Here is a 25,223-nt window from a genome sequence, read left to right as displayed (position 1 = left end):
CCCCATCGCAGAAGCCGAGGCTCAAGGACAGGAACCATGGATACCGAGGTCATAGTCATCGGGGCGGGTCCTGCGGGACTGACGCTCGCGGCCGAACTCCGCCTCGGCGGCGCCGAGGTCACCGTCTTCGAGCAGCGCACCGAGCGGAGCTGGGAGTCGCGCGGCATCGGCTTCACGGCGCGCGCCACCGAGGCGTTCCACCAGCGCGGCATCCTCGACCGCCTGGAGAACATCGAGATCACCCGGCAGGGCCACTTCGGCGGCATCCCGATCGACTACGGGGTGCTGGAAGGCTCGCACTTCGGCGTGCGCGGCGCCCCCCAGTACAAGATCGAGGAAATGCTCGAGACGTGGGCGCTGGAGCTGGGCGTGACCCTGCGCCGGGGCCACGAACTCACCGCTGTGAGCGATTCCGGCGACAGCGTCACCGCGACCGTGCGCGGCCCGCGGGGACTCGAGGAGTGCACCGCCCGCTACCTGGTGGGCTGCGACGGCGGGCGCAGCACCGTGCGGCGCCTGGCGGGTTTCGAGTTCGCCGGCTCGGACGCCACCCGCGAGATGTACCTGGCGGACGTCAAGGGCTGCGACATCAAGCCGCGGATGATCGGTGAACTGCTGCCGAACGGCATGGTCATGGCGGCGCCGCTGGAGCAGGGCTACACCCGCATCATCGTCTGCGAGAACGGCACGCAGCCCGACCGCGGCCGCGAGGTGACCTTCCCTCAGGTCGCGGACGCCTGGCAGCGGCTGACCGGCGACTCGATCCACCACGGCGAGGCCCGCTGGGTCAGCGGCTTCACGGACGCCACCCGCCAGGCCACCGAGTACCGGCGCGGCCGGGTGCTGCTGGCCGGCGACGCCGCCCACATCCACCTGCCCGCCGGCGGGCAGGGCCTGAGCATCGGCGTGCAGGACGCCTTCAACCTCGGCTGGAAGCTGGCGGCGACGGTCCGGGGCCACGCCCCCGAGCACCTGCTCGACACCTATCACGCCGAACGCCACCCGGTGGCGGCGCGGGTCCTGCGCACCACACTCGCCCAGGGAACGCTCAACCTCACCGGCCGGTCGGTCGCACCGCTGCGCACCGTGATGGCGGAGATCATCGCGATCCCGGCGGTGGCCCGGCACCTGTCCGGCCTGGTCAGCGGCCTCGACATCCGCTACGACCTCGACGGCCCCGGCCCCGGCCCCGGCCCCGGCCCCGGCCCCGGCACCGGTACGGGTACGGGCCGGCCCGCGCACCCGCTGCTCGGCGCCCGGATGGCCGACCGCGCACTGGAACGCGCCGACGGCGGCCACGACCAGGTCGCCCGCCTGCTGCACCCGGCCCGCGGCGTCCTGATCACCGCCGACGCCTCCGGCGACACCGGCCGGACCGCCGCCGGCTGGTTGGACCGCGTCGACCTGGTCCGGGTGAAGGACTTCCCCGCCGGACCGGAGGAGGACGGCGCCGCGACCGAGTCGGTGCTCGTCCGCCCCGACGGCTACATCGCCTGGACCGCACCCGACGGAGGCGGCCTCGAGGCCGCGCTGCGGCGCTGGTTCGGCGAGCCGGCCCAAGACTCCGCGGCCCAGGACTCCGCGACCCGAGACTCCGCCATCCAGGACTCCGCCACCCGAGAGGAGAGCACGACGTGACCGAGAACGCGGTACGTGAAACGGAACACGAGATCGACGTCCAAGCCCCCGCCGCGTCGGTGTACGCGCTGATCACGGACGTCGGCCGGTGGCCCGAGACCTTCCCCCCGACCGTGCACGCCGAGGTCGTCGAACGCGACGGCGACACGGAACTGATCCGGCTGTGGGCGACCGCGAACAACGCCGCCAAGACCTGGACCTCCCGGCGCGTGCACGACCCGGACCGGCTCAGCGTGACGTTCCGTCAGGAACGGTCGCAGCACCCGGTCGGCGGGATGGGCGGCAGCTGGGTGGTCGAGCCCCGCTCCGCCACCTCGTGCCGGGTGCGCCTGCTGCACGACTTCTACGCGGCGACCGACGAGGCGGCCGACCTCGACTGGATCAGCGCGGCGGTCGACCGCAACAGCGCCTCCGAACTGCGGGCGCTGAAGGACAGCGCCGAGGCGGCCGGGCCCGCCGAACTGTTCACCTTCGAGGACACCGTGACCGTCGAGGCGAGCGGCAAGGACGTCTACGCCTTCCTCAACGAGGCACAGCTGTGGCAGGAACGGCTCCCGCACGTCGCCCGGGTGTCGCTGCAGGAGGACGAGCCCGGCCTGCAGATCCTGGAGATGGACACCCGCACCAAGGACGGCAGCACCCACACCACACGCTCCGTGCGCGTGTGCAAGGCCGCCACGGCCATCGTCTACAAGCAGATCGTGCTGCCCGCCCTGATGACCCTGCACACCGGGCGCTGGCTCATCGAGGACCGCGACGGCGGCGGGGTGTCGGTGACATCGCGGCACACGGTGCGGATCAACACCGACAACATCACCAAGGTCCTCGGCGCGGACGCGACCGCCGACAGCGCACGGGACTTCGTCCGCACCGCCCTGAGCGGCAACAGCCTGGCCACCCTGCGCCTGGCGAAGGCCTACGCCGAGGGCCTGGCCGGCGAACCCGCCCGGCCGTGACCTCCGCCCGGGCCGCCGCGCCGGTCGTCATCGTCGGCGCGGGCCCCGTCGGCCTGCTGCTCGCCTGCGAACTGCGCCGGGCCCACGTCCCGGTGACCGTCGTGGAACGCCTGGCCCGCCCCATGACCGAATCCCGGGCCGGCCAGCTCACCACGCTGAGCGCCGAACTGCTGCACGAGCGCGGCTTTTCGGCGCTGCTCGCCGGCGCCGCGCACGAACCGCGCACCCACTTCGGCGGCCTCAGCTTCGCCCTGACCGCCGTCGACAGCCCGTACGCGGGCCACTGGAAACTGCCCCAGTACCGCACCGAGGCCGCCCTGGGCGAACGCGCGGTGGAGCTGGGCGCGTTGGTGCTGCGCGGGCACGAACTGACCGCGCTCACCGACCGCCGGGACCACGTCGCATGCGCGGTCCGCGGCCCCGCCGGGCACCGGCTGCTGCGGGCCGCCTACCTGGTGGGCTGCGACGGCGCGCACAGCACGGTGCGCCGGCTGGCCCGCTTCACCGTCACCGCCACCCCCGCGACCCGACGGCTGCTGCGCGCCGACGTGTCGGGGCTGCGCATCCGCGACCGCCGCTTCGAACGGCTCGACGCCGGCTTCGCGGTGGCGGCCACCCGCGACGGCGTCACCCGGGTCATGGTGCACGCCTTCGGCGACACACCGGACAAGCAGCACGGGCCCCCCGGGCCCCCTTCCTTCGCGGAGGTCGCCACCACCTGGAAGCGGGTGACCGGAGAGGACATCCACGAGGGCACCCCCGTGTGGCTGGACGCCTTCGACGACGCCAAGGGACACGCCGACTCCTACCGGCGCGGCCGGATCCTGCTGGCCGGCGACGCCGCCCACTGGCATCCGCCGGTCGGCGGCCAGGCGCTGAACACCGGACTGCAGGACGCCGTCGACCTGGGCCACAAGCTCGCCGAGACCGTGCACGGCCGGGCCGCCCCCGGCCTCCTGGACACCTACCACGACCAGCGGCACCCCGTGGCGGCCCGGGTGCTCGACCACGTCGCGGCCCAGGAACAGCTGATGTTCGCCGGCCCCGAGGCCGGGCCGCTGCGCACGCTCTGGTCCGAACTGATCGCCCTCGAGGGGGTCCGCACCCATCTGACGGCGGTGGCGAGCAACCTCGACCACCCGTTTTTGCAGGTACGCAAGGGGAGGCAGGAAAGGCAATGCAGGACTTCGACACAGACGTGATCATCGTGGGGGCGGGGCCCACCGGGCTCATGCTCGCGGGCGAACTGCGCCTGGCGGGCGTCGAGGCCGTCGTACTGGAGCGGCTGACCGAGCCGATGCGCCAGTCACGCGCCCTGGGCTTCTCCGCCCGGACCATGGAGGAATTCGGCCAGCGCGGGCTGCTGGAACACTTCGGCGACCTGGGCGTCATCCCCTTCGGGCACTTCGGCGGCATGCCGCTGGACTACACCGTCGTGCCGGGCGGCAACTTCGGCGTGCGGGGCGTCCCGCAGGCGTTCACCGAGGCGATCCTGCACGCCTGGGCCACCGGCCTGGGCGCCGAGGTCCGCCGCGGCTGGGAACTGACCGCACTGACCGCCGGCGACGACGGCGTCGAGGTCCGCGCGAACACCCCCGAGGGCGAACGCACCCTGCGCGCCGCCTACGTGGTGGGCTGCGACGGCGCCCGCAGCGCCGTGCGCACCCTGTCGGGCATCGACTTCCCCGGCTACGAGGCCACCATCGAGATGCTGATGGCCGACGTCACCGACGTGAAGGTACGGCTGCGCCCGACCGGTGAACTCGGCGACGCGGGCATGGTCGTCGTCCTGCCCGTCGGCCCCAACACCACCCGCGTCGTCGTCTTCGAACGCGGCGCGGGCGTACGGCCGACCGCGCAGCCCCCCACCTTCCAGGAGGTGGCCGACGCCTTCAAACGCGTCACCGGCGACGACATCCACAGCGGCAACCCGCAGTGGCTGAGCTACTTCACCGACTCCAGCCGCCAGGCCGCCGAGTACCGCAGGGGCCGCGTCTTCCTGGCCGGGGACGCCGCGCACATCCACATGCCGATCGGCGCGCAGGGCATCAGCGCGGGCGTCGGCGACGCCGTCAACCTCGGCTGGAAACTCGCCGCCGAGATCCGCGGCACCGCCCCCGAAGGCCTGCTCGACACCTACCACAGCGAGCGCCACCCCGTCGCCGCCCGCATCCTGGCCAACACGCTCTCCCAGCGCAGCCTCTACCTCGGCGGCCCCGAGATGGACCCGATGCGGTCGGTCTTCGCCGAACTGCTGGCCTACGAGGACGTCCAGAAGCTCCTGGTCGGCATGGTCACCGGACTCGACATCGCCTACGACACCCCGGGCTCCGGCCACCCGCTGCTCGGCCGGCGCCTGCCGGACCTGAAGCTCACCGCCGGGACGTCCGGCGAGGTGAGCGCCTACGGACTCCTCAACGGCGGGCGCGGCTTCGTCCTGGACCTGCGCGGCGACGCCGCCCTGAGCGCCGCCGCCGAGCCGTGGACGGACCGGATCGACGTCGTCGTCGCACAGGTCCGCCCCGAGGGCGAACTCGCTGACGTCCAGGCGCTGCTGGTCCGCCCGGACGGCTACATCGCCTGGATCGGCGCGGACGGATCCGGGACGGACGGTCTCACGGACGCCCTCGGCCGCTTCTTCGGCACGCCCCGCGACCCCCGCTAGGACACGACGCCCCGCCGGCGCGGGCACTCAACTACTACCCAGGAGGAACCATGCCGTTCATCAACCCCGAAGACGGGCACCTGACCGTCCTCAACCTGTTCAAGACCGACACCCGCGCCCGGGTCGACACCCTCGTCAAGGAGATGAAGGCGATCGTCGACACCGCGGCGTTCCCCGGCTGGATCTCCAGCACGGTGCACCGCGGCGAACAGAACCCGGGAACCGCGAACTTCATCCAGTGGCGCGGCATGCAGGACCTGGAGACCCGCTACAACGACAGCGAGTTCAAGCACCACACCGTCCCGGTCTTCCGCGAGATCACCACCTTCGTCCGCCTGATGCAGACCGAGGTCGACTCCAGCCGGCGCCACCCCGCGCTGGGCGGCGTCACCGAGGTCTCGCCCGGGCGCGACGACTACACGGTCATCGAGATCCTCGGCGTGGACCCCGCCGAGCAGGGCGCCCTGACCGCCACACTGGCCGGCGCCCACTCCTGGCTCGTGGACGTGCCCGGCTACCGCTCGCAGAGCGTGCTGCGCGGCATCCGCTCGCGCAACCTGGAGGGCGGCGAGGGCACCCTGGCCACCGTCGGCGCGGACAACGACTTCGTCGTCGTCTACTCCCAGTGGGACGGCAAGGACTCCTACGACGCCTTCCGCACGCAGGCCGACGCCCAGTGGTCCTCCGCGCGCCGCGGCTTCCAGGACCGGCGCAACTCCCTGATCACCAGCGCCGACTGGAACAGCTACCGCGCCGTGCACACCCGCTCCGCCGAGCAGCCCGTGACGGTCTGACCGTTGCTGAGTCCGTAGTCAGGTCTCAGCCGTCCGGGCATTTCTGCCCGGACGGTCCGTCACATCATCAAAGCGTGAGGGCTTCGATGTGAGGACGGTCTCTCGTTTCTGTCTGCTGCTGTTGCGGCAGGGTTGCGCCACCTGCCCGCCCCCGCCCGGCTTTGCGGCCGGGCGGGGTGGTGCGGGTCTTCCGGTCGGCTCCACGAGGCTTCAACGCCTTGACGGCGTCCGGGTCTCCGGCCACTCCGGTACCCGTTACTGCGGCTGCCGCGAGTGCGGCGAGGTTGTGTGCGGCGTTGGCGTCCCGGTCGATGACCAGGCCGCAGGCGTCGCAGTGGTAGGTCCGGTTGTGCAGCGGCAGTTTGGCTTTCACCGCGCCGCACTCGGAACAGGTCTTGGAGGAGGGGTACCAGCGGTCGGCGGCCACAATGCGGCAGCCGTTCCACTGCGTCTTGCAGGTGAGCTGTCGGCGGATCTCGCCGAATGCGGCGTCGGCGATACGCCGGGCCAGGCACCGGTTGCGGAGCATCCCGGCAATGTTGAGGTCTTCGACCACCACGGTGCCGTACTCGGCCGCCACGGCACTGGTCAGCTTGTGCAGGGCATCTTCCCGAAGATTCGCGACGCGGTAGTGCACCCTGCTACGCGCCTTGTTGGCCTTCTCCCACCGGCGGGACGGCTGCTGCCCGGTACGGCGGTCCGGGCCCCGGCGTCGGGACACGGTACGGGATACGCGGCGCAGCCTTTTCAATGCGGCATCGAGGTGCCGAGGGTTGGACACCTCGCGGATCTCGCCGGTGCTGTCGGCCATGACCGCCAGGGTCTTGATGCCGAGGTCGATGCCGACCGCGACGCCCGGGCGGGCGACCCTCGCCAGGTCACGTTTCACCTCGGCGTGGAAGGATACGAACCAGCGTCCGCGTTCGTGGCGGACGGTGGCGGACAGGATGCGCGCGGTCCCGGCCTGGACACGGGCGAGGAGCCCGGCGACGGGCTCGTGCGTACGGATCGTGCCGAGTCGGGGCAGTGTGACGTGCCGTCCGTCGGCGTCCACCCGGATGGTGCCGGTGGTGAACCGGCAGGACAGGCGCGCCTTGCGCTTCGACTTGAAGCGCGGCGCCCCCATCCGCCGGCCGCACCGCTTGCCGTTCTTCGACTTCGCGTAGTTGTCGAACGCAGCCGACGCGTTCGCCAGACCGGTGGAGTACGCCTCCTTGGAGTTCTCCTCCCACCAGGAGGCGAACCGCGGATCAGTCCTCTTGGCCTCGTTGAACGCCTTGCGCAGCGATGGCAGCGACCACGGCCGCCACTCGGTCAGCTCCGCCCCGGCGACGCCGTACGTCTCCTCGGCCCGGCGCTGCCACCAGGACGCGGTCACCCAGCCCACCGCCCAGTTGTACGCCGCGCGCGCCGCACCGCAGTGCGACCCAAGAGCGGCCTCCTGGGCGGCGTTCGGGTCCAGCGCGAAGCGGTACGCCTGCACCACGAACCCGGGCTGCGGCCGGAACTTCTTCACTCGGCGGCCTCGCCGGTCGCCACGGCCACCGCGCGGGCGGCCCGGTTCTTCGCCGCCCGCGGCCCGTACAGGCGGGCGCACATGGAGGTGAGCACCTCGGTGATGTCCCGCACCAGATCGTCGGCGGTCTCGGCAGGGTCGAGGACGACCAGGCGCCGGCCGGACGCCGACAGCGCGGCCTCCAGGTGCTCGACGCCGAACCGGGCCGGCCGGTCACGGTGCTCGACCACGATCACAGCCGTGTCCGGGTCGGCGAGAAGCCGCTGCAGCTCGCGGCGTCGCCCGTCCAGCCCCGACCCGACCTCGGTCACGACTTCCGCGACGGCCAGGCCAAGTCCGTTCGCGCCGGACACCACCCGCGCGGCCTGGCGATCCAGGTCGGCCTTCTGTTCGGCTGACGACACACGGCAGTACGCCACTACGCGTCCGGACGGCTGGGCGGCAACCTCGTCGACCAGCCACGTCCCGGACGGCGCCTGGTGGACCGGCACGGGCATCTTCCCGTCCCTCACCCACGCCAGGCGGTCTGGTAGCTCACGCGCTGCCAACGCGCCCACTCCGAAAGCTTCACACAACCAAGCTACGTGAGATGCCTGACTTGAGACGACTATGAACAATCAGGAAATCCGTGGCAGTTGTCGCCCCCGCGGACACCGACGGCACGACGAGGCCCCCTGACCGGCACGGTCAGGGGGCCTCGTCGTGCCGTCACCGGCGGCTATCCGGCGATCTCGTTCCAGTGCCACGCGGAGTCGAACGCGGTGACCTCGATGTCCGTGCCACCGGCGACCAGGCCGGCCGCCAGGGTCGTGGCCCCCGCGATGAAGGCGGAGGTTCGGTGCGCCGCCAGCAGGTCCTGCTCGTCGAACGGCAGCCCCTCGCAGCGCAGCAGCCGCAGGTCCATGAACCCGTTGAACCGCTGCCCCAGCACCTGGACCGGCTGCGGACTGCGGACGGTGAAGCGCACCCTGGCCGCGACATGGCCGTTGTGGTGCTGATCGGAGTAGTACGCGATGTCCGGGATCGCCGGCGGCACGAAGTGGTCACGTGCCGCGATCTCGGGAACCTTGGGCAGGTTGCCGACCAGGAAGTGCCAGGAGTTGTACTGCATCCGCGAGGAGATCGCCCACGCGGTGTCGGCCAGCCGGCCCGCCGAACCGCCGAACAGCCGCGCCGCGTCCGGCGAGGGCACCACACAGCAGAAGAAGTGCGGGATCTCCCAGCCGGCGATCTCGGGATACGCCCCCGCGCGCAGCGCCGCGATCAGCGCCGGCAGCGACCGCATCCCGCGGCTCATCGCGAAGTCGGCGTCGAACACCGCCGCCGCCGCGCACACCGTCTCGTGCACCAGGGACTCCAGCCCCGTGCCGAACTGTCCGTGCGCCCCGGCCAGCCAGCCCGGCGAGGACTCCACGCCCGCGGCCAGTTCGGCGAGGGTGTCACCGGTGACGGGAAGCCGCTCGCGCAGGCGCGCGCACACCTCGGCCTCCAGCCGCTCGGCGTCGCTCTTGACCGGACCGGCGACCCGCTCGATCTTGTGCATCAGCGGGCCGTAGATCTCGCGGTAGAGCTGCACGCGCTGCATCAGGTCCCGGCGCCGTACCGCCAGGGACCCGGCGAGCTCGCCGAGCGCGGCCACCGTGTGCGAGGCCGGTTCCGGCACCGGGTCCAGCGCGGGAGCGGCCGCGTTGTAGGCCCTGCGGGTGCGCTCCAGCAGGAGGGCGACGTGGTCCAGCGTGAGCTGGGTGCCGTTCGCCTCCTCGATGCGGGCGTACCCCGCCGAGCGCACCAGCAGCGTCAGGCAGACCACCAGCAGCACATCGCTGTCCGACCACAGCTCCAGCGGCAGCCCGGCCAGACTGCTCAGCGCGCAGTCGGGGTGCCCCGGGGGCAGCGTCTTGCCCGTCAGGGTGTTGGGCCCGCGGAAGTTGGTGTACTGGCGCTTTCCGGCGTAGAGGACGAACGGCGCGGTGCGCAGCGCCGCCTCGACCAGGTCCTGCAGCAGGGCGGCGCGTCCGTCGGGGCCCGCCTGCGCCAGCCACCGGCGGCAGTCGTCCGCCGACTCCTGCCACCGGCCGGCGGCCCGGGCCAGTTCGGTCCGGTAGCCGGCGAGGTCCTCCTCGGACCACGGCACCCGCAGCACGCCGTCGACCAGGTCGGCCTGCGCGCTCAGCGGGCCCTGGGAGGGAACCCGCACGACGACCCGGCCGCTCGTGTCCAGCCCGATCTCGCCGAGGAAGGCGGTGCCGGCGCCGCCGGCCCGGCCGGTGTCGCCGCCCTCGTCGCGCCAGGACCGTCCGGCCAGGGCCTTCAGCGCGGTCTCGGCCTCGACATCCAGCGCCCGCAGCTGGATGTCCGCCGGGACGTGCCCGGCGAGCGTCAGCAGCGTGTCCACGGCCCCCGCCAGGTCCGGCGCGGCACGCGCCTGCTCCCACACCGCCCGGAGCAGGGCCGGGAACCCGGCGTCCCGCACGCCGGTGCCGTCGGGCCCGCCGGTGGCACCGGCGGGCCGGCCGAGCCTGCTGGGCCTGCGGCTCTGCCGCGCCTTGGCCAGGGCCGCCCTGCGGGTGAGGGTGCCGTCCCGCTCGGCGGGCGCCGTCATGCCGGGCCCCTGGCCGTCAGGCCGACGTGGTCCCACATGCGGGCCTCGGTGGCGGTCCACTCCTCGTCCACATAGATGCAGTCGACGGGGCAGACCATCACGCACACCGGGCAGCCCGAGCACAGCTCGGGAACGATCACGACGTTGAGTCCGTCGTCGAAGATCGCCCCGAACTCCGGCGGGCAGCTGCGCAGGCACGTGTCACAGGTGATGCATTCCGACGTCTCGATACGGCGCGGCGGTTTCTTCCAGTTCTCGTCGCGGGACTGCCGCGCGATCCGCTCGGTGCGCTTGGAGGCGGCGGTGGAAGGAGTGTCTTTTACCCTTGGCATGCTGTGCTCACCCTCACCAGTGATGGCCCGTCAGCGGGAGCGCTCGGATATCGCGTCCGAAATGCCGTTCCACAGAACCGTCCTGGCCGCGAGCGCGCGGTCGACGGTCTCCTGGCACTCGGCCCACTTGGCGGCGTCGTCGCCGCACAGGTCGGCGAGCATCTGCATCGCCATCGGCGTGTGCTCCTCGGCGTCCACCTGGATGTGCCGGCGCAGGTAGTCGACGAACGTGGACAGCGAGCCGTGGCCGGCGTTGAGCGCGGCGACCTGGTCGAACATGTCGGGGATCAGGTCCTCGCGGCCGAAGGCGAACGCCGCGGCCTGGCAGTGCACGGGGGAGTGCTCGATGAACTCCCAGGTCGTGCCCACGAATTCGGTCACCGACCGCGGCACGCCCGCCTCCTTCAGCGCGGCCGGGACCGTACGTCCCTGGCGCAGCAGGGCGATGAAGGTGTCGATGCGTGTGGTGTCCGCGCCCGACTGGCGCATGCCGTCGAGGTACAGCTCGAAGTGGCTGATGAAGCCCTCGCCGAGCTCGTCGCTCTCCTCGACCAGGACGATGTCGTTGATGAGCCGGCGGCTGCCGGTGGCGGCGGACGGCAGCCACGGCACCTCCACGCAGGTCAGCCGGCGCTGCAGGGACTTGAGCAGGGACATGAAGTCCCACACCGCGAACACGTGGTGCTCCATGAACGTGACGACCGCGTCCACGCTGTTCAGCTGGTGGTAGACCGGGTGGCCGAGAACCTTCTGACGGGACGGCTCGATGGCTTCCTTGAGCGTCTCGACGCCCGAGTTGGTCCCATCCCATTCGTACCGTGACATGCGGCAACTCCCTTTTCTTCAGGTCTGGTTCGGAGAAATCTGTTCAGAGGTCTGGTTCAGAGGTCTGGTTCAGGGGTCTGGTGGAGAGGTCTGGTTCGGAGAGGTGTGGTTCAAGGCCCGGGCCGGGAGTGGGCCGGTCCGGTGCGCGCCTGCTTTCAGAAGGCGCCGAAGTACTCGCGGTGCTCCCATGCGGTGACCTCGCCCGGCGCGGTCGGGGCGGGCCCGGCCGCGCACCAGGCGTCGAACCGGGCGGCCTCGCTCTCCTTCAGCTTCGTCAGGCAGGAGGCGAGCGGTGCGCCGAGCAGCCGTTCGGCGCTCTCGCTCGCGCGGAAGGCCTCCAGCGCCTCGCGCAGGGTCCGGGGCAGCGGGGCGGGAGCGGGCGCCGTACGGGCGGCTTCGGGGCCGGCGAGCAGCCCTTCGAGGCCGGCGTGCAGCTGGGAGGCGATGGCCAGGTAGGGGTTGGCGCACGGCTCGCCGATGCGGTTCTCGACGTGGGTGGAGCTGCCGCCGCTGAGGACCCGGATCAGGGCGCTGCGGTCCTCGAACCTCCAGTCGACGGCGGTCGGGGCGAGCGTGAACTCCGGGGCCAGGCGCCGGTAGCCGTTGACGGTCGGGACGGACAGCAGGCTGAACTCCCGCGCCCGCGCCAGCAGGCCCGCGATGTAGGCGCGGCCCTCGGCGGAGATGGCGTCCTGCAGGCCGTCGCCCTCGGCGAACAGGTTGAGGCCCGTCTTGGTGCTGGTGACCGACTGGTGCAGGTGCCAGCCGCTGGGGTCGAAGCTCGCCAGGCGAGGCAGGGTCATGAACGAGGCGTGGTAGCCGCGCCGCCTGCACTCCTGCTTGAGCTGGGTGCGGAACAGCAGCATCGCGTCGGCGGCGTCCGCCGCCAGCATCGGGTTGAACGTCGTCTCGAGCTGTCCGGGACCCGACTCGTGCTCGAACGAGCGCAGCGGCAGGCCGAGTTGCTGGAGCATCGCGGCCAGCGGGTCGGCGACGTCGGCGACCGAGTCGTAGGCGCTGTCGAGGTTGAACTGGTAGCCGGGGTTGACCGCCTCCACCTCCGGGGCCGGGCCCTGGAGGCCGAAGCCGTTGCCCGCGTTGCCCACCGGGCCGCCGGTCAGGCGGGTGAGGTACCACTCGACCTCGAGACCGATGACCGGGGACAGGTCCTGGCGGGCGTACTCGGCGCAGACCCGGCGCAGCACGCCGCGCGCGGACAGCGGGTGCGGTGTGCCGTCGCGCAGGTACTCGTCGCCCAGCACCCAGGCGGTCCGCGGCCCGGCCTTGGGCAGCACCTGGAACGTGCGCGGATCGGGGACCAGGACGAAGTCGCCCGCGCCCAGCAGTTCACCGACCCCCACCCCGGCGTCGGCGAGGAAGTCGACGGCCACCGCGTGGCCGGTGTCGAAGAGGAACGGCCCGGCGCTGAAGTCCATGCCGTTGCGCAGCACCGTACGGAACACGTCCGCGGGCACCGTCTTGGACCGGGCCAGTCCGTGCGGGTCGCAGAACACGACCCGCACGAGATCGACCTCCGCCAGCTGCAGTTCGACCTGCTCGGCCGCGGCGGCCTGCCGGTCGTCCCAGAGCCCGAACTCGGCGACGAACGAGGGACGGCCGACGCCGCTCTCGCCGCCGTGCAGGGACCACGACCTGGAAACCATGGTCAACTTCCTTTCACTGTGAGGGCGGGGGGAGTCAGGCTGAGGCCGAGCGCCGTCTCCAGGCGCTCGCCCGCCGAGAGCACGAGAGCGTCCTCGCCGACGCGGCCGACCAGTTGGAGTCCGGCCGGGAGCCCGGCCGGGGTGAGGCCGACGGGCAGCGACAGGGCGGGCTGCCCGGTGAGGTTGAACGGATAGGTGGCCGGCGACCAGGCGAGCCAGCGCAGGTCCCGGGCCGCGGCGGCCCAGGGCGGGGCGATCGCGCCCGCGGCGAACGGCTCGAGGGGGACGGTCGCCATGGCCAGCAGGTCATAGCCCTCCATCACCGAGGCGAGCCTGGTCCGCAGGGCGAGCCGGGTCTGCTCCGCGCGGGCCACCGCGGCCCCGCTGACCGAGCGCCCGTAACGCACGACGGCGAGCCGGCCCTCGTCGCACCACGGCTCGTCCGCGGGCGCGGTGCCGTTCGCCTCGGCGGCGGCGAGGATGTCCACCAGGGCTTCGTAGGGGTCCGGGAACGGGGCCTCGATGCGCTCCACCCGGTGCCCCAGCGCGGCCAGCACCGGCAGGACCTTCTCGGTGGCGTCGCGGACCGCGCCGGACGTCCCCGCGAACTCGATCCAGCCGATGCGCAGCGCGCCGCGCCGCGCGTCGGGCACCGGCGGCGCCGGCACCGACTGGGGGTCGCGGCGGTCGGGACCGGCCAGCACCGCCATCAGCTCACCGACGTCCGCCACACTGCGCGCCAACGGCCCGACATGCGACAGCCGTTCGGCGCAGGGCGGCACGTAGGGGATGTGCCCGAAGGAGGGCTTGAACCCGACCACGCCGCAGAACGCGGCCGGGATGCGCACCGACCCCGCCCCGTCGGTGCCCAGCGAGGCGGTGCACAGGTTCGCCGCGACCGCGGCCGCCGACCCGCCGCTGGAACCGCCCGCCGTCCTGCCGGGCGCCCAGGGATTACGGGTGGCGGGACCCACCCGGCTGACGGTGCTCGCACTCCACCCGTACTCCGACGTCGCCGTCTTGCCCACCACGATCGCGCCCGCCGCCCGCAGCCGGGCCACACAGGGCGCGTCCGCGGCGGCGCGCGGGTTCGCCAGCAGCGATCCCCGCCGGGTGGGCAGGTCCCGCGTCTGGATGAGGTCCTTCACCGACACCGTGACGCCCAGCAGCGGCCGTTCGCGGAAGGCGGCCGCACCGCGACGGGCGATCAGCCGGTCGGCCGCCCTGGCCTCACGCACCGCGCGGGCCCCGGCGACCTCGACATAGGCACCCAGACGCGGGTCCGTCTCACGGATGGCGTCGAGCACGTCCAGCACATGCGCGGCGACCGTGGAATGACCCTCGAGAATAAATTGCCGTGTTTCGCGAATGTTGCGGCAGACCGGCTGCCGGCTCGTGGTTGTGGTGGACTCTGACACGAGACCACTACAAGTCATCGACTGAATTCCGTGCAACTTACGGATTGAGGGTGTTTCATCTGCGCCCGATCCGCAGTTGAACAACAATTTCTTGCGAATGTTTCGGGGCGCCGAGCAGCATGTTTTCCCAGGTAATTCATGCCCGCATATTGCACAGGAGAAGATCCGATGACTCCACGGATGGACAATCCTTCCCTGGTCGTTCCCGGCGCCCTGCAGCCCCTGCTCGACCTGACCGAGGTCATCGGCAAGGTCGGCGTGCCGCAGACGACGCTCGACCTGATCCGGCTGCGCGTCAGCGAGATCAACGGCCGCGCCTACACGCTCCCGGCGGGCCCCGATCAGCCGGCCGGCGTCGACACGCGCCTTGCCCAGGTGGCCGCCTGGCGGACCGAATCCTGCTTCGACGCCGCCGAGCGCTCCGCGCTGGAGATGGCCGAGGCCATCACCTCGATGACCGACCCGCAGGACATGGCACCGGACGAGATCTGGGAGGAGTCCGCCCGCCACTACAACGACGAGCAGCTCGGCGCGCTCGTCATGCACATCGGCCTGGTCAACTTCTGGAACCGGGTCAATGTCGCCACCCAGCAGGAACCCGCGGTCTGGCGCTGAGAAAAGGGGACACCGCACCGTGCTGAAACTCATCAACGCCGGCCTGGGCCGGACCGGCACCACCTCACTGAAAGCGGCCCTGGACCGGCTCGGCCTGGGCCCCTCCTTCCACATGTTCGACATCGTCGGCGACGAAGAACGCCTCACCCGCTGGGAGAAGATCGTCTGCGACGGGCAACGCCCCGACTGGGCGGCCCTGTTCGACGGCTACGACTCCGCGGTCGACGGCCCCTGCGCGGTCTACTACCAGCAGATCAGCCGGGCGTTCCCCGGCGCCAAGGTGATCCTCACGGTCCGCGACGCCGAGAGCTGGTACCGCAGCACCTACGACACGCTGTACCAGTTCGCCCTGCGCAGCATGCAGAACCCGCCGCCGCCCGGATCCCAGCAGGCCCGGCTGTTCCGCGTCACCAGCACCATGGTCTGGGACGGCCTGTTCGGCGGCCGGTTCGCCGACAAGGACCACGCCATCGAGGTCTACCACCAGCACAACGAGGACGTCGTCCGCACCCTGGGCGCGGACAACGTCCTCGTCTACGACGTCCGGCAGGGCTGGGATCCGCTGTGCGCCTTCCTCGGAGTCCCAGCGCCCCGGGAGGAGTTCCCGCGCGCCAACGACAGCGCGTCCATGCGCCGGCGGATCGCCCAGGCGTCCTCCGGAACCGGCCCGGTCCCCACCGGCTGAGACAGCGAGGAGCAAGCGGTGCTGATCTCGGAAATGACGGTCCCCGGCGCCTACCGCGTCCAGCCCGAGCCCCTGAGCGACCGCAGGGGCTACTTCTTCGAATCGGTGAAGGCCAGCGCCCTGCTGGCCGACAGCGGCTGGGACTTCGCGGTCCGCCAGGTCAACTACTCGGTCTCCCGGCGCAACACCCTGCGCGGCATCCACGGCACCAAAGTCCCGCCCGGCCAGGCCAAGTTCGTCACCTGCGTACGCGGCAGCGCGCTCGACATCGCCGTCGACCTCCGCGTGGGCTCGCCGACGTTCGGCCACTACGACGTCACCCACCAGAGCCCGGAGACGGGAACGGCCGTCTACCTGCCCGACGGCGTCGGCCACGCCTTCCTCGCCCTGACCGACGACACCTGCATGAGCTACCTCTGCTCGCAGGAGTACGAGCCGGGAACCATGATCGACGTCGACGCGCTCGACCCGGCGCTCGCCCTGCCGTGGGACCTGAAGGAACCGCCGATCCGCTCGGACAAGGACGCCGCGGCCCCCACCCTGGCCGAGGCGGCCGCGGCCGGCCTCCTGCCGACCTTCGAACAGTGCCTGCCGTTGCTGGGGGCCCTAGAGGCTCTCAGTATTCCGGGCGTTTCTGCCCGGAAGGTCCGTCGCATCACCAAAGCGTGAGGGCTTCGGTTTGGGTACGGTCTCTCGTTTCTGCCTGCTGCTGGTGCGGCAGGGTTGCGCCACCTGCCCGCCCCCGCCCGACTTTGCGGCCGGGCAGGTTGGTGCGGGTCTTGTGGTCGGCTCCACGAGGCTTCGACACCGCTGGGGTGTCCGGGTCTGCGGCCACTCCGCTACCCGTTGCTGCTGCCGCGAGGGCGGCGAGGTTATGTGCGGCGTTGGCGTCCCGGTCGAGGACCAGGCCGCAGGCGTCGCAGTGGTAGGTCCGGTTGTGCAGCGGCAGTTTGGCTTTCACCACGCCGCACCCGGAGCAGGTCTTGGAGGAGGGGAACCAGCGGTCGGCGGCCACGATGCGGCAGCCGTTGCGGCGGGTCTTGTAGGTGAGCTGTCGGCGGATCTCGCCGAATGCGGCGTCGGCGAGATGCCGGGCCAGGCGCCGGTTGCGGAGCATCCCGGCAATGTTGAGGTCTTCGACCACCACGGTGCCGTACTCGGCCGCCACAGCACTGGTCAGTTTGTGCAGGGCGTCTTTGCGGAGGTTCGCGATGCGGTAGTGCACCTTGTTGCGTGCTTTGTTGGCCTTCTCCCACCGGTGGGACGGCTGCTGTCCGGTACGGCGGTCCGGGCCCCGGCGGCGGGACACGGTACGGGAGGCAAGGCGCAGCTCCTTCAATGCGGCATTGAGGTGCCGAGGGTTGGACACCTCGCGGATCTCGCCGGTGCTGTCGGCCATGACAGCCAGGGTCTTGATGCCGAGGTCGATGCCGACCACGACGTCCGGGCGGGCGACACGCACCAGGTCGCGCTTCACCTCGGCCTGGAAGGAGACGAACCAGCGGCCCCCGCTCGTGGCGGACGGTGGCAGACAGGATGCGTGCACTCCCGGCCTGCAGGCGGACCAGGAGCTTGCTCGTGGGATCGTGGACGCGGATGGTTCCCAGCCTGGGCAGAGTGACATGCCGACCGCCGGTCTCGAGGCGGAGGGTGCCGGTGGTGAACCGGCACGACAGACGCGCCTTCCGTTTCGATTTGAACCGCGGCATTCCCGCCGCCCGCCCTCGCCGCTTGCCCTGCTTCGACTTCGCGTAGTTATCGAACGCGGCGGCGGCGTTCGCCAGCCCGGTGTTGTAGGCCTCCTTGGAGTTTTCCTGCCACCAGGACGCGAACTTCGGGTCGTTGTGCTTGACGGCGTTGAACGCCCTGCGCAGCGAGGGCAGCGACCACGGCCGCCACGATGTCAAACCTGCCTCGGTAATCCCGTAGGACTCCTCTGCCCTGCGCTGCCACCACGCCGCCTCGACCCAGCCCACAGCCCAGTTGAATGCCGCCCGCGCCGCGCCGCAGTGCGACCGCAGAGCCCGCTCCTGGGCGGCGTTGGGGTCCAACGAGAACCGGAACGCCTGCACCACAAACCCGGGCTGCGCCTGGAACTTCTTCACTCGGCGGCCTCACCGGTCGTCACGGCCACCGCTCGGGTCGCCCGGCTCTTTGCTCCGCCGCCCGTACAGGGGGGACACATCGAGGTCAGCACCTCGGTGATGTCCTGCACCAGATCGTCAACGGTCTCGGTCGGGTCAGGACGACCAGCCGTTTTGGAGTTGAGCACCTCGAAGCCGCTCTGTCGGCGTCCGGCCGGCCCACGGGCTGGACGGCGTCTGCCGCCCACTCGGAAAGCTTCACGCAAATCAAGGTAACAACTGAGAAGAGAAGGCTGAGACTCACTGATGGATCCGCATCAGTTGTTAGCTACACCGGGTCTCCGTACTGCTGAACAGCGCGGCCGGTCGCATCGACGGATGACACCGAGCCCTTCGCGGTCGAAACCAGGCAGAACGGCAGTCGGCGTCCGCGGACGCTCGCTGCCGTTCTTCGTCGTTGTCCGTCTCTTCGCTGAGGACCTCACCCGCCGCCGTTCATCCGGGCTCCCGGCCCAGGGTGTGCTCGCGGATGCGGGCCATCAGGGCGGCCTGGCGCAGCAGTTCGTGATGGTGCGCCGCCCGCAGGCCCGGATCGCGGACCGCGTCGTGGAAGGCGGTGAACACCCCGAGGAACTGGTCGGAGGCCGGGGCGGTGATCCGGGTCTCGCGGTCCCGCTGCTGCAGCCGCAGCACCGGACGGGCGCTCGGCGAGGGGGTGAACGCCCACTCCAGGACCAGACGCCCCTCGCTTCCCCACAGGTCGTACGTCGAGCGGTAGCTGTGGGACAGGCCGAAGGAACAGTTCGCGGTGACACCGGCGCCGTCCCGCAGCAGCGCCACCCCGGACACGTCCACGCCCCGCTGCGGATCGAACGTCAGATCCGCCCCCAGTACCTGCGTCCGCGGCCCCAGATACTCCTGGGCCGCCCGCACCGGATAGCAGCCGACCTCCCACAGCGCCCCGCCGCCCAGATCCGCCTGGTACTTGATCCCGGCCGGGTCGGTCGGCGGAATGCCGAACACGCCGTTGTAGGACCGCAGTTCCCCGATGGCCCCGTCCGCCAGCAGGGACCGCGCCTGCTCGTGCTGGGGATGGCGCAGGAACGCGAAGTTCTCCATGACGAGCAGCCCGAGTTCCTCGGCGAGCGCGATCAGGGACCGGGCACTGTCCTCGCGGGGTACCGCCGGCTTCTCGAGCAGGACATGCTTTCCCGCCTCCAGCGCCCGGCGCGCCCACCGGGCGTGCTCGCTGTTGGGCAGCGGGATGTAGACCGCGTCGATGTCGGGCAGTTCCAGGAGCCGCTCGTACCCCGCGACGGCCTTGCAGCCGGCCCGGGCCGCGACGCCCTCGGCCTTCTCCCGGCTGCGGCTCGCGACCGCCACCAGACGGAACGGCGACTCCTCGATCGCCGGGAGGGCCCGCCGCACCGCGATGTCGGCGCACCCGATGATGCCTATACCGGCCCTCTGCTCGGATTCAAGAACGGGTGTCAGATCTTCGATGTTCACAGGCCCACCTAAAAGACGACAGAAATTCGCATGCCTGAACCGGGATAAGGCCAGCCTGAGTAAACGGCACCGGGTTTGTCAACATTCACGCCATTCGCGGTCCCGTGACATCCGGGGAGGCTTTTGAACGTGTGTTACCCCAATATAAAGTGCGGACATCGCCTAATGGGCACGAAGTCACTGAGGAGGCGCCACGGTGAAGGGCATCATCCTGGCCGGCGGCAATGGCACGAGACTCCATCCGATCACGCTCGGTGTCTCGAAGCAAATGCTCCCGGTTTACGACAAGCCGATGATTTACTACCCGCTCTCGGCCCTGATGCTGGCGGGAATCACGGAGATCGAGATCATCACCACCCCCGACGACCTGGAGATGTTCCGCCGTCTGCTGGGCGACGGCTCCTGGCTCGGCATCTCCCTGACCTACGCGGAACAGGACAAGCCCCGCGGGCTCGCCGACGCGTTCCTGGTCTCCGCGGACCACATCGGCGACGACTCCGTCGCCCTGGTCCTGGGCGACAACATCTTCCACGGCTACGAATTCGGGCCCATGCTCCAGCGGGCCGCCCAGAACATCGAGGGCTGCGTCCTGTTCGGCTACCCGGTGCGCGACCCCGAGCGCTACGGCGTCGGCACACTCGACGGCCAGGGAAAACTCATCGCCCTCGAGGAGAAGCCCACCCAGCCGCAGACCAACATGGCGATCACCGGGCTGTACCTCTACGACAACCAGGTCGTGGACATCGCCCGGCAGTTGCGGCCCTCCGAACGCGGAGAGCTGGAGATCACCGACCTCAACCGGGTCTACATGGAACGGGGCGAGGCCACCCTGATCCCGCTCGGCCGCGGCTTCGTGTGGCTGGACACCGGAACCCACGACGCGCTGATGGAGGCGGGGGACTACGTCCAGGTCCTCGAACACCGCCAGGGCGTACGCATCGCCTGTCTCGAAGAGATCGCCTGGCGCATGGGATACATCGACCAGGAGGCCTGCTACCGGCTCGGAAGCCGCCTCTCGAACTCTTCCTACGGGCAGTACGTGATGGAAATGGCCCAGGCGGGCTGAGGACGAACGCCACCCCGGAACACCGAAATCCGCCCCCTCACCGGAAGAAGTGCACGCGATGAAATTCCTGTTCACCGTCGGCGGCAGCCAGGCGGCCGTCTTCGGCGTCGCCCCCCTCGCCACCGCCGCACGCAGCGCGGGCCACGAGATCCTCCTCGCCGCCGACGAACCCCTGATGGCGGCCGCGCAGTCCGTCGGCCTGCCCGCCGTCTGCATCACACCCGAGCGCATGCGCTACGGACAGGACGCCCTGACCGCCGCCGGCCGCCTCGACGCCCTGCTGGAACTGACCGGGCAGTGGAGTCCCGACCTGGTCGTCGGCGGCCTCTCCCACGTCCCCCGGGTGCTCGCCGCCCGCCTCAAGGTCCCCTACGTCCGCCACATATGGCACATCGCCCCGATGGCCCGCCGCGACCGCACGGCCGTGGCCGAACTGAAGCCGGAACTGGAACGCCTGGGCCTGGCCGAACTGCCGCCCCCCGACCTCTTCATCGACCTGTGCCCGCCGTCCCTGCGCCCGCCCGGCGCCCCCGCCGCACAGTCGATGCGCTGGGTCCCCCGGGTGAGCCAGCGCCGGCTCGAACCGTGGATGTACACCCGCCCCGCCGGCCGCCGCCGCGTCCTGATCACCGCGGGAACCCGCAACCTCATGCTCGACACCCCGGGCAGCTCACTGCGCACCCTGGTCGAGGAACTGACCGGCGCGGGAGCCGAGGTCCTCATCGCCGCACTCCCCGAGGCCGCCGAACAGTTCGGCTCCCAGCTCGGCGACGTCCGGATCGGCTGGATCCCCCTGGACGTGGTCGCCCCCACCTGCGACCTGGCCGTCCACCACGGCGGCGCGACCACCGCCATGACCCTCATCAACGCGGGCGTGCCCCAGCTGATCATCCCCGACAACGGCTACGGCAAGGCCGTCGCCCAGTCCATCAGCGACTTCGGCGCCGCCGTCATGGTCGACCGGCACCGGCCCGAGCCCGGCCGCAGCCCCGACGAGATCACCGCCGCCGGCTGCCACGCGATCCTCTCCGACCCCCGCTACGCCGAGCGGACCCGACTCCTCGCCGAGGAGAGCGCGACGCTGCCCACCCCCGCCGAGGTCCTGCGCGGCATCGAGGCCCTCGCCGCCCGCTGAACCGGAGCGCGGCCGGCCGGTTCCCCGGCCGGCCGCATTCGCCTGCCACGCGCAACGCCCGGGCACGCGCAGCGCCCGGGCACGCGCAGCGCCCGAGCACGCGCATCACCCACGCGCATCACCCACGCGCATCACCCACGCGTATCGCCCAGTCACATCGCCCACGCACATCGCCCTGGGACCGCGGAGAAACTCTCCGCGGTCCCAGGGCGATGGCGCTCAAGCCGCTGGACGGACCCGCCGTCAGATCAGAGCCTCCAGCCGGGGCACGATCTCGGCGGGCGTGGGAAGCGTCGAGATCTCCTTGGCGAGGAACTGCGTCCGCTCGGTGTAGCTCGGGTTCTCCAGCAGCTCCCGGCACGCCGCCGCGATGACCTCGCCGGGCGCCTTGTCGGGCTCCTGCGCCTGCGGCCACAGCGTCTTGCCGGCCCCGAAGCCGCTGATGGCCTTGGCGATGGCCTCGCGGTGGTAGTTCGGCGGGAACTCCGGCGGGTTCTCCGGGATGATCAGCTGCGGCACGCCGTTGGCCATCAGCGTCGTGGCGGTGGTCGCGCCGCCGTGATGGACCGCCAGATCACAGGTGGCGGCGGCGACATCGATCGGGATCCAGCCCACCCGCGCGTCACCCAGCTGCTCGCCGAACCGCTCGGCCGCGCCGGGGGAGGCGGCGATCAGCACCTCGGCCCCCAGTTTGCCCAGCTCGCTCACCAGCAGCGGCATCGACCAGCCCGGCTCACGGAACATCAGGCTGCGGAACCCCGAGGTGATCAGCACGCGGCGGCGGCCCTCGGGACGGGTGTACATCCAGCGCTCCAGCCGGCGCTGCGGGTTGGAGGGGATCCAGCGCAGCGACTGCGCGGCGGGGTCGTGGGCCGGCCGCAGCGACGGAGGCGTCGAGTCCAGCAGCAGATCGGGCTTGAGCAGCCCGTCCACGCCCAGGCGCTCCAGCTCGGGCCGCAGCTCCTCCTCGGCGCCGGGGTCGATGCCGGTGAGCGGGATGCCCAGGTACTCGACCTGACGCACGTAGGGGACCTTGAGGTGCGCGGCGAGCAGCATCGCCGCGTAGCTCTGCGAGCTGCCGACGACCACGTCCGGGGTCCAGTCCTTGGCCAGCTCCAGCAGGGACTTCACCCCCGCCAGACCCATCTGCGCGAAGCCGCGGCCCTGGCCGAACATCTCCTGGTCGCCCAGCTCCCGCGGGAACCGCAGGCCCTTGCCCGGGTTGGTGATCCGCATGAAGTGCCGGATCGGATCGACGGTGAAGCAGAAGGTGGGAAGTCCGATGGCCTCCGCGGTTTCCACCCACGGCTCGTGGGCGGCCAATATGACCTGATGGCCCGCGTTCCGCGCGGCCGTCGCCAGCGGGGCAGCGGCATAGTAGGTGGCCTGGCTGCCCGTGGTTATGAACAGGATTTTCATGGCACTCCGGATGCTTTTCGTGGACGCGGCCTGACGCATTGACGAACATCACCGATGGTCCGCAACGCGCCCTTTCTCTGTCAAACATCCTCAAATGGCAAGCCCGTTCAATTGCGGATTCCGCGCAGTTGAACAAGACATATGACGGCCCCGTTCCGGGCCCTCGCCGTGGCAACATCGAACATTGCGCGGCCCTTGGTGTCCGATCATCATGAGGTCGGAACGTGCGGCGAGGAAGTCCCTGAAAACGGATACCGAAAGTCGGTGGCACCCATGAATACCCTGATCTACAACGCCCGAATGGCGCTCCGTGACGTCATGGAAGTGAATATCTTCACGCAGGGAAACGACAAGGTCTATCTGACCGTTTTCCCCGAGCTGGTCTGGGAGGGCTCCAAGGAGACGCAGTCGGACAAGGTCATCCGGTCCGTCATCGACCGCCTCCACGACATGGACCTGGACGTCGCCGGCGGTGAGGACGCCGTCCGCACCCTCCTGGACTCCGGATCCGTGGAGATCATCCGCAAGGCCGCCTGAAACCGGTGCACCGGGCCCGCACACCCCGTGCGCCCGGTGACCCGATTCCTTGACGAGGAGGTACCACGGCCGTGATTTCCCGCTACGCCCTGCCGGAGATGGCCGAACTCTGGTCCGACCAGGCCCGCTACACCACCTGGGCCCGGGTGGAGGTGCTGGCCTCCGAGGCGCAGGCGCTGCTCGGCCGGGTCCCCGACGCCGCCCTCGCCGACATCCGCCGGGCCGAGGTGCCCTCGGCGGCACGCGTCGCGGAACTCGAACGCGAACGCGACCACGAGATCCTCTCCTTCCTCGCCGCCTTCTGCGAGGACCTGCCCGACGACTCCGCGCGCTGGGTGCACCTGGGCATGACGAGCTACGACCTCGTGGACACCGCCCTGGGCCACACCCTCGCCCGGGCCTGCGACCTTCTGACCGGCGCCGCCGGCCGGCTGCGCGGGGCCCTGGTGGACAAGGCGACCGAGCACTGGGACACGGCGTGCATCGGCCGCACCCACGGCATGCACGCCGAGCCCACCACCTTCGGCCACAAGCTCGCCGGCTTCGCCTTCGCGATCGACCGCTCGGTGCGCCGGCTGACCGACGCACGCGAACAGGTCGCGGTGGGAACCATCTCCGGCTCCGTCGGCACCTACGCCCTGATCGACCCCTTCGTCGAGGAACACGTGTGCGCGGCCCTGGGCCTGGGCGTGGAAGAGGCACCCAGCCAGGTCGTTGCCCGCGACCGGCACGCCCAGCTCGTCCAGGCCGTCGCGACCCTCGGCGCCTGCGTCGAGCAGATCGCCGTCGAGATGCGGCTGCTGTCGCGCACCGAGGTCCGCGAGGTGGAAGAACCGCGCACCGCCGCCTACCAGGGCTCCAGCGCCATGCCCCACAAACGCAACCCGACCACCGGCGAGCGATTGACCGGGCTGGCCAGGCTGCTGCGCGGATACGCCGGGACGATGCTGGAGAACGTGGCACTGTGGCACGAGCGGGACCTGTCGCACTCCTCCGTCGAACGGGTCGTCCTGCCGGACGCGTTGACCGTCGCGCACTACCAGGTGAGCGCGGCCACCGACCTCGTACAGGGACTGCAGGTCTTCCCCCACCGGATGCGCACCGCGATCGACGCGACCGGCGGACTGGCCTACAGCTCGGCCGTCCTGGCGGACCTGCTGGAGGCCGGCAGCGAGCGCGAGCGCACCTATCGCACGATCCAGGACGCCGCCAACGGCGAGGACTTCCTCGCCGGCCTGCGGGCCCAGGGCATCGAGACCGGCCCGCTGGAACCCGAGCGGTTCCTGACCCACCACGACGTCATCCACAAGCGATTGGACAAGCTGCGTGAGCTGGAGCATTGAGCGGGAGAACGGATCCGACCTCGACCTCGCCGACGTGCTGCGGGTCTACGAGGAGTCGGGCCTCGGCGAACGCCGGCCCGTCCAGGACACCCAGCGCATGGCCGCCATGGTGCGCGGCGCCAACCTGGTCATCACCTGCCGCGTCGACGGCGAACTGGTCGGCATCGCGCGCAGCGTCTCGGACTTCTCCTACGTGACCTACCTGTCCGACATCGCCGTCGTCCGCGCCTACCAGCGCACAGGCATCGGCCGGCAGCTCATCGACGCGACCCGCAAAGAGGCCCCCCAGGCCAAGATCGTCCTGCTGTCGGCCCCCGCGGCGGCCGACTACTACCCGCACATCGGCTTCACCGCCCATCCCTCCGCCTGGGTCCTCAACCCCTGAACCCCTGAACGGCCCGCCCCGACCCGGATGCCCGC

22 protein-coding genes and 2 pseudogenes are annotated in these 25,223 nt (G+C 71.0%); 13 read left to right on the top strand and 11 right to left on the bottom strand.

Annotation, left to right across the window (positions count from 1 at the left end; genetic code table 11):
* Nucleotides 1-36 precede the first annotated feature (36 nt).
* The 5 genes from OG788_RS01695 to OG788_RS01675 are packed head-to-tail and all read left to right on the top strand — an operon-like array spanning nt 37 to nt 6,053.
* Nucleotides 37-1,638 carry an FAD-dependent monooxygenase gene (locus tag OG788_RS01695; protein WP_406368645.1) on the top strand — a complete coding sequence of 534 codons (1,602 nt, stop codon included), beginning with the start codon at nt 37-39 and terminating at the stop codon, nt 1,636-1,638.
* Nucleotides 1,635-2,594 carry an aromatase/cyclase gene (locus tag OG788_RS01690; RefSeq protein ID WP_406368644.1) on the top strand — a complete coding sequence of 320 codons (960 nt, stop codon included), beginning with the start codon at nt 1,635-1,637 and terminating at the stop codon, nt 2,592-2,594. The genes OG788_RS01695 and OG788_RS01690 overlap by 4 nt, the downstream gene beginning before the upstream one ends.
* A complete protein-coding gene (locus tag OG788_RS01685) occupies nt 2,591-3,796 on the top strand; it encodes an FAD-dependent monooxygenase (protein ID WP_406368642.1) in 1,206 nt (401 codons plus the stop codon). Before OG788_RS01690 ends, OG788_RS01685 begins: the two co-directional genes overlap by 4 nt.
* Nucleotides 3,772-5,259, top strand: coding sequence for an FAD-dependent monooxygenase (locus tag OG788_RS01680; RefSeq protein ID WP_406368640.1), 1,488 nt, complete (start codon nt 3,772-3,774; stop codon nt 5,257-5,259). Before OG788_RS01685 ends, OG788_RS01680 begins: the two co-directional genes overlap by 25 nt.
* A 50-nt stretch (nt 5,260-5,309) precedes the next feature.
* Nucleotides 5,310-6,053 (top strand): antibiotic biosynthesis monooxygenase, encoded by a 744-nt coding sequence (locus OG788_RS01675; RefSeq protein ID WP_406368638.1) that lies wholly within the window; start codon nt 5,310-5,312, stop codon nt 6,051-6,053.
* A 67-nt stretch (nt 6,054-6,120) separates the two neighbouring features.
* Here the strand turns inward: OG788_RS01675 and tnpB are convergent, their stop codons facing one another.
* The 7 genes and pseudogenes from tnpB to OG788_RS01640 all read right to left on the bottom strand — a co-directional run bounded on the left by tnpB (nt 6,121) and on the right by OG788_RS01640 (nt 14,410).
* A complete protein-coding gene (tnpB, locus tag OG788_RS01670) occupies nt 6,121-7,569 on the bottom strand; it encodes an IS607 family element RNA-guided endonuclease TnpB (protein WP_406368636.1) in 1,449 nt (482 codons plus the stop codon).
* Nucleotides 7,566-8,140, bottom strand: a pseudogene (locus tag OG788_RS01665) (IS607 family transposase). Before OG788_RS01665 ends, tnpB begins: the two are co-directional and overlap by 4 nt.
* A 147-nt stretch (nt 8,141-8,287) precedes the next feature.
* Nucleotides 8,288-10,171 carry a hypothetical protein gene (locus OG788_RS01660; RefSeq protein ID WP_406368635.1) on the bottom strand — a complete coding sequence of 628 codons (1,884 nt, stop codon included), beginning with the start codon at nt 10,169-10,171 and terminating at the stop codon, nt 8,288-8,290.
* Nucleotides 10,168-10,503 (bottom strand): 4Fe-4S dicluster-binding protein, encoded by a 336-nt coding sequence (locus OG788_RS01655; protein WP_356470612.1) that lies wholly within the window; start codon nt 10,501-10,503, stop codon nt 10,168-10,170. The genes OG788_RS01660 and OG788_RS01655 overlap by 4 nt, the downstream gene beginning before the upstream one ends.
* Nucleotides 10,504-10,533: 30 nt before the next feature.
* Nucleotides 10,534-11,328, bottom strand: a complete 795-nt coding sequence (locus OG788_RS01650; RefSeq protein WP_351544518.1) for a DUF3050 domain-containing protein — start codon at nt 11,326-11,328, stop codon at nt 10,534-10,536.
* Between the two features lie 155 nt (nt 11,329-11,483).
* Complete coding sequence (locus OG788_RS01645; protein WP_356757366.1) at nt 11,484-12,992, bottom strand: glutamine synthetase family protein; 1,509 nt, start codon at nt 12,990-12,992, stop codon at nt 11,484-11,486.
* Between the two features lie 2 nt (nt 12,993-12,994).
* A complete protein-coding gene (locus tag OG788_RS01640; RefSeq protein ID WP_406368633.1) occupies nt 12,995-14,410 on the bottom strand; it encodes an amidase in 1,416 nt (471 codons plus the stop codon).
* Between the two features lie 168 nt (nt 14,411-14,578).
* On the opposite strand from OG788_RS01640, the gene OG788_RS01635 reads away from it, so the two are divergent.
* The 3 genes from OG788_RS01635 to OG788_RS01625 are packed head-to-tail and all read left to right on the top strand — an operon-like array spanning nt 14,579 to nt 16,379.
* Nucleotides 14,579-15,025, top strand: coding sequence for a carboxymuconolactone decarboxylase family protein (locus OG788_RS01635; protein ID WP_351544530.1), 447 nt, complete (start codon nt 14,579-14,581; stop codon nt 15,023-15,025).
* 19 nt (nt 15,026-15,044) lie between these two features.
* A complete protein-coding gene (locus OG788_RS01630; RefSeq protein WP_406368631.1) occupies nt 15,045-15,710 on the top strand; it encodes a sulfotransferase family protein in 666 nt (221 codons plus the stop codon).
* A gap of 18 nt (nt 15,711-15,728) precedes the next feature.
* The gene (locus tag OG788_RS01625; RefSeq protein WP_406368629.1) at nt 15,729-16,379 is read left to right on the top strand and encodes a dTDP-4-dehydrorhamnose 3,5-epimerase family protein; all 651 of its coding nucleotides are present in this window, start codon (nt 15,729-15,731) and stop codon (nt 16,377-16,379) included.
* Here OG788_RS01625 and OG788_RS01620 read toward each other — a convergent pair.
* The 3 genes and pseudogenes from OG788_RS01620 to OG788_RS01610 all read right to left on the bottom strand — a co-directional run bounded on the left by OG788_RS01620 (nt 16,366) and on the right by OG788_RS01610 (nt 19,303).
* Nucleotides 16,366-17,256 carry an RNA-guided endonuclease TnpB family protein gene (locus OG788_RS01620; RefSeq protein ID WP_406368628.1) on the bottom strand — a complete coding sequence of 297 codons (891 nt, stop codon included), beginning with the start codon at nt 17,254-17,256 and terminating at the stop codon, nt 16,366-16,368. The genes OG788_RS01625 and OG788_RS01620 overlap by 14 nt on opposite strands.
* Nucleotides 17,257-17,728: 472 nt before the next feature.
* Nucleotides 17,729-17,782 (bottom strand): annotated as a pseudogene (locus OG788_RS01615) (hypothetical protein); the annotation flags it as partial.
* Between the two features lie 507 nt (nt 17,783-18,289).
* Nucleotides 18,290-19,303 (bottom strand): Gfo/Idh/MocA family protein, encoded by a 1,014-nt coding sequence (locus tag OG788_RS01610; protein ID WP_406368626.1) that lies wholly within the window; start codon nt 19,301-19,303, stop codon nt 18,290-18,292.
* 196 nt (nt 19,304-19,499) lie between these two features.
* Between OG788_RS01610 and rfbA the strand changes: the two genes are divergently transcribed.
* Together rfbA and OG788_RS01600 are read left to right on the top strand one after the other, a co-directional pair.
* Entirely contained in the window at nt 19,500-20,369 is an 870-nt protein-coding gene (rfbA, locus tag OG788_RS01605; protein WP_356757361.1) for a glucose-1-phosphate thymidylyltransferase RfbA, read from the top strand.
* A 58-nt stretch (nt 20,370-20,427) separates the two neighbouring features.
* Nucleotides 20,428-21,504, top strand: a complete 1,077-nt coding sequence (locus OG788_RS01600) for a nucleotide disphospho-sugar-binding domain-containing protein (protein WP_351544548.1) — start codon at nt 20,428-20,430, stop codon at nt 21,502-21,504.
* A 243-nt stretch (nt 21,505-21,747) separates the two neighbouring features.
* On the opposite strand, the gene OG788_RS01595 is transcribed toward OG788_RS01600, so the two are convergent.
* Nucleotides 21,748-22,923 carry a glycosyltransferase gene (locus OG788_RS01595; RefSeq protein WP_266766225.1) on the bottom strand — a complete coding sequence of 392 codons (1,176 nt, stop codon included), beginning with the start codon at nt 22,921-22,923 and terminating at the stop codon, nt 21,748-21,750.
* A gap of 273 nt (nt 22,924-23,196) precedes the next feature.
* On the opposite strand from OG788_RS01595, the gene OG788_RS01590 reads away from it, so the two are divergent.
* From OG788_RS01590 to OG788_RS01580, 3 genes are all read left to right on the top strand, one after another.
* A complete protein-coding gene (locus OG788_RS01590) occupies nt 23,197-23,460 on the top strand; it encodes a hypothetical protein (protein ID WP_266766313.1) in 264 nt (87 codons plus the stop codon).
* A 71-nt stretch (nt 23,461-23,531) separates the two neighbouring features.
* On the top strand, nt 23,532-24,803 hold the full coding sequence (gene purB, locus OG788_RS01585) for an adenylosuccinate lyase (protein ID WP_406368624.1): 1,272 nt from the start codon (nt 23,532-23,534) through the stop codon (nt 24,801-24,803).
* Entirely contained in the window at nt 24,787-25,188 is a 402-nt protein-coding gene (locus tag OG788_RS01580) for a GNAT family N-acetyltransferase (RefSeq protein ID WP_266766223.1), read from the top strand. The genes purB and OG788_RS01580 overlap by 17 nt, the downstream gene beginning before the upstream one ends.
* Nucleotides 25,189-25,223 lie beyond the last annotated feature (35 nt).

Source organism: Streptomyces sp. NBC_00647, from assembly GCF_045207245.1.
In the GTDB taxonomy this organism is placed as follows: Bacteria; Actinomycetota; Actinomycetes; order Streptomycetales; family Streptomycetaceae; genus Streptomyces.
This window is presented reverse-complemented; position numbering and strand designations above follow the sequence as displayed.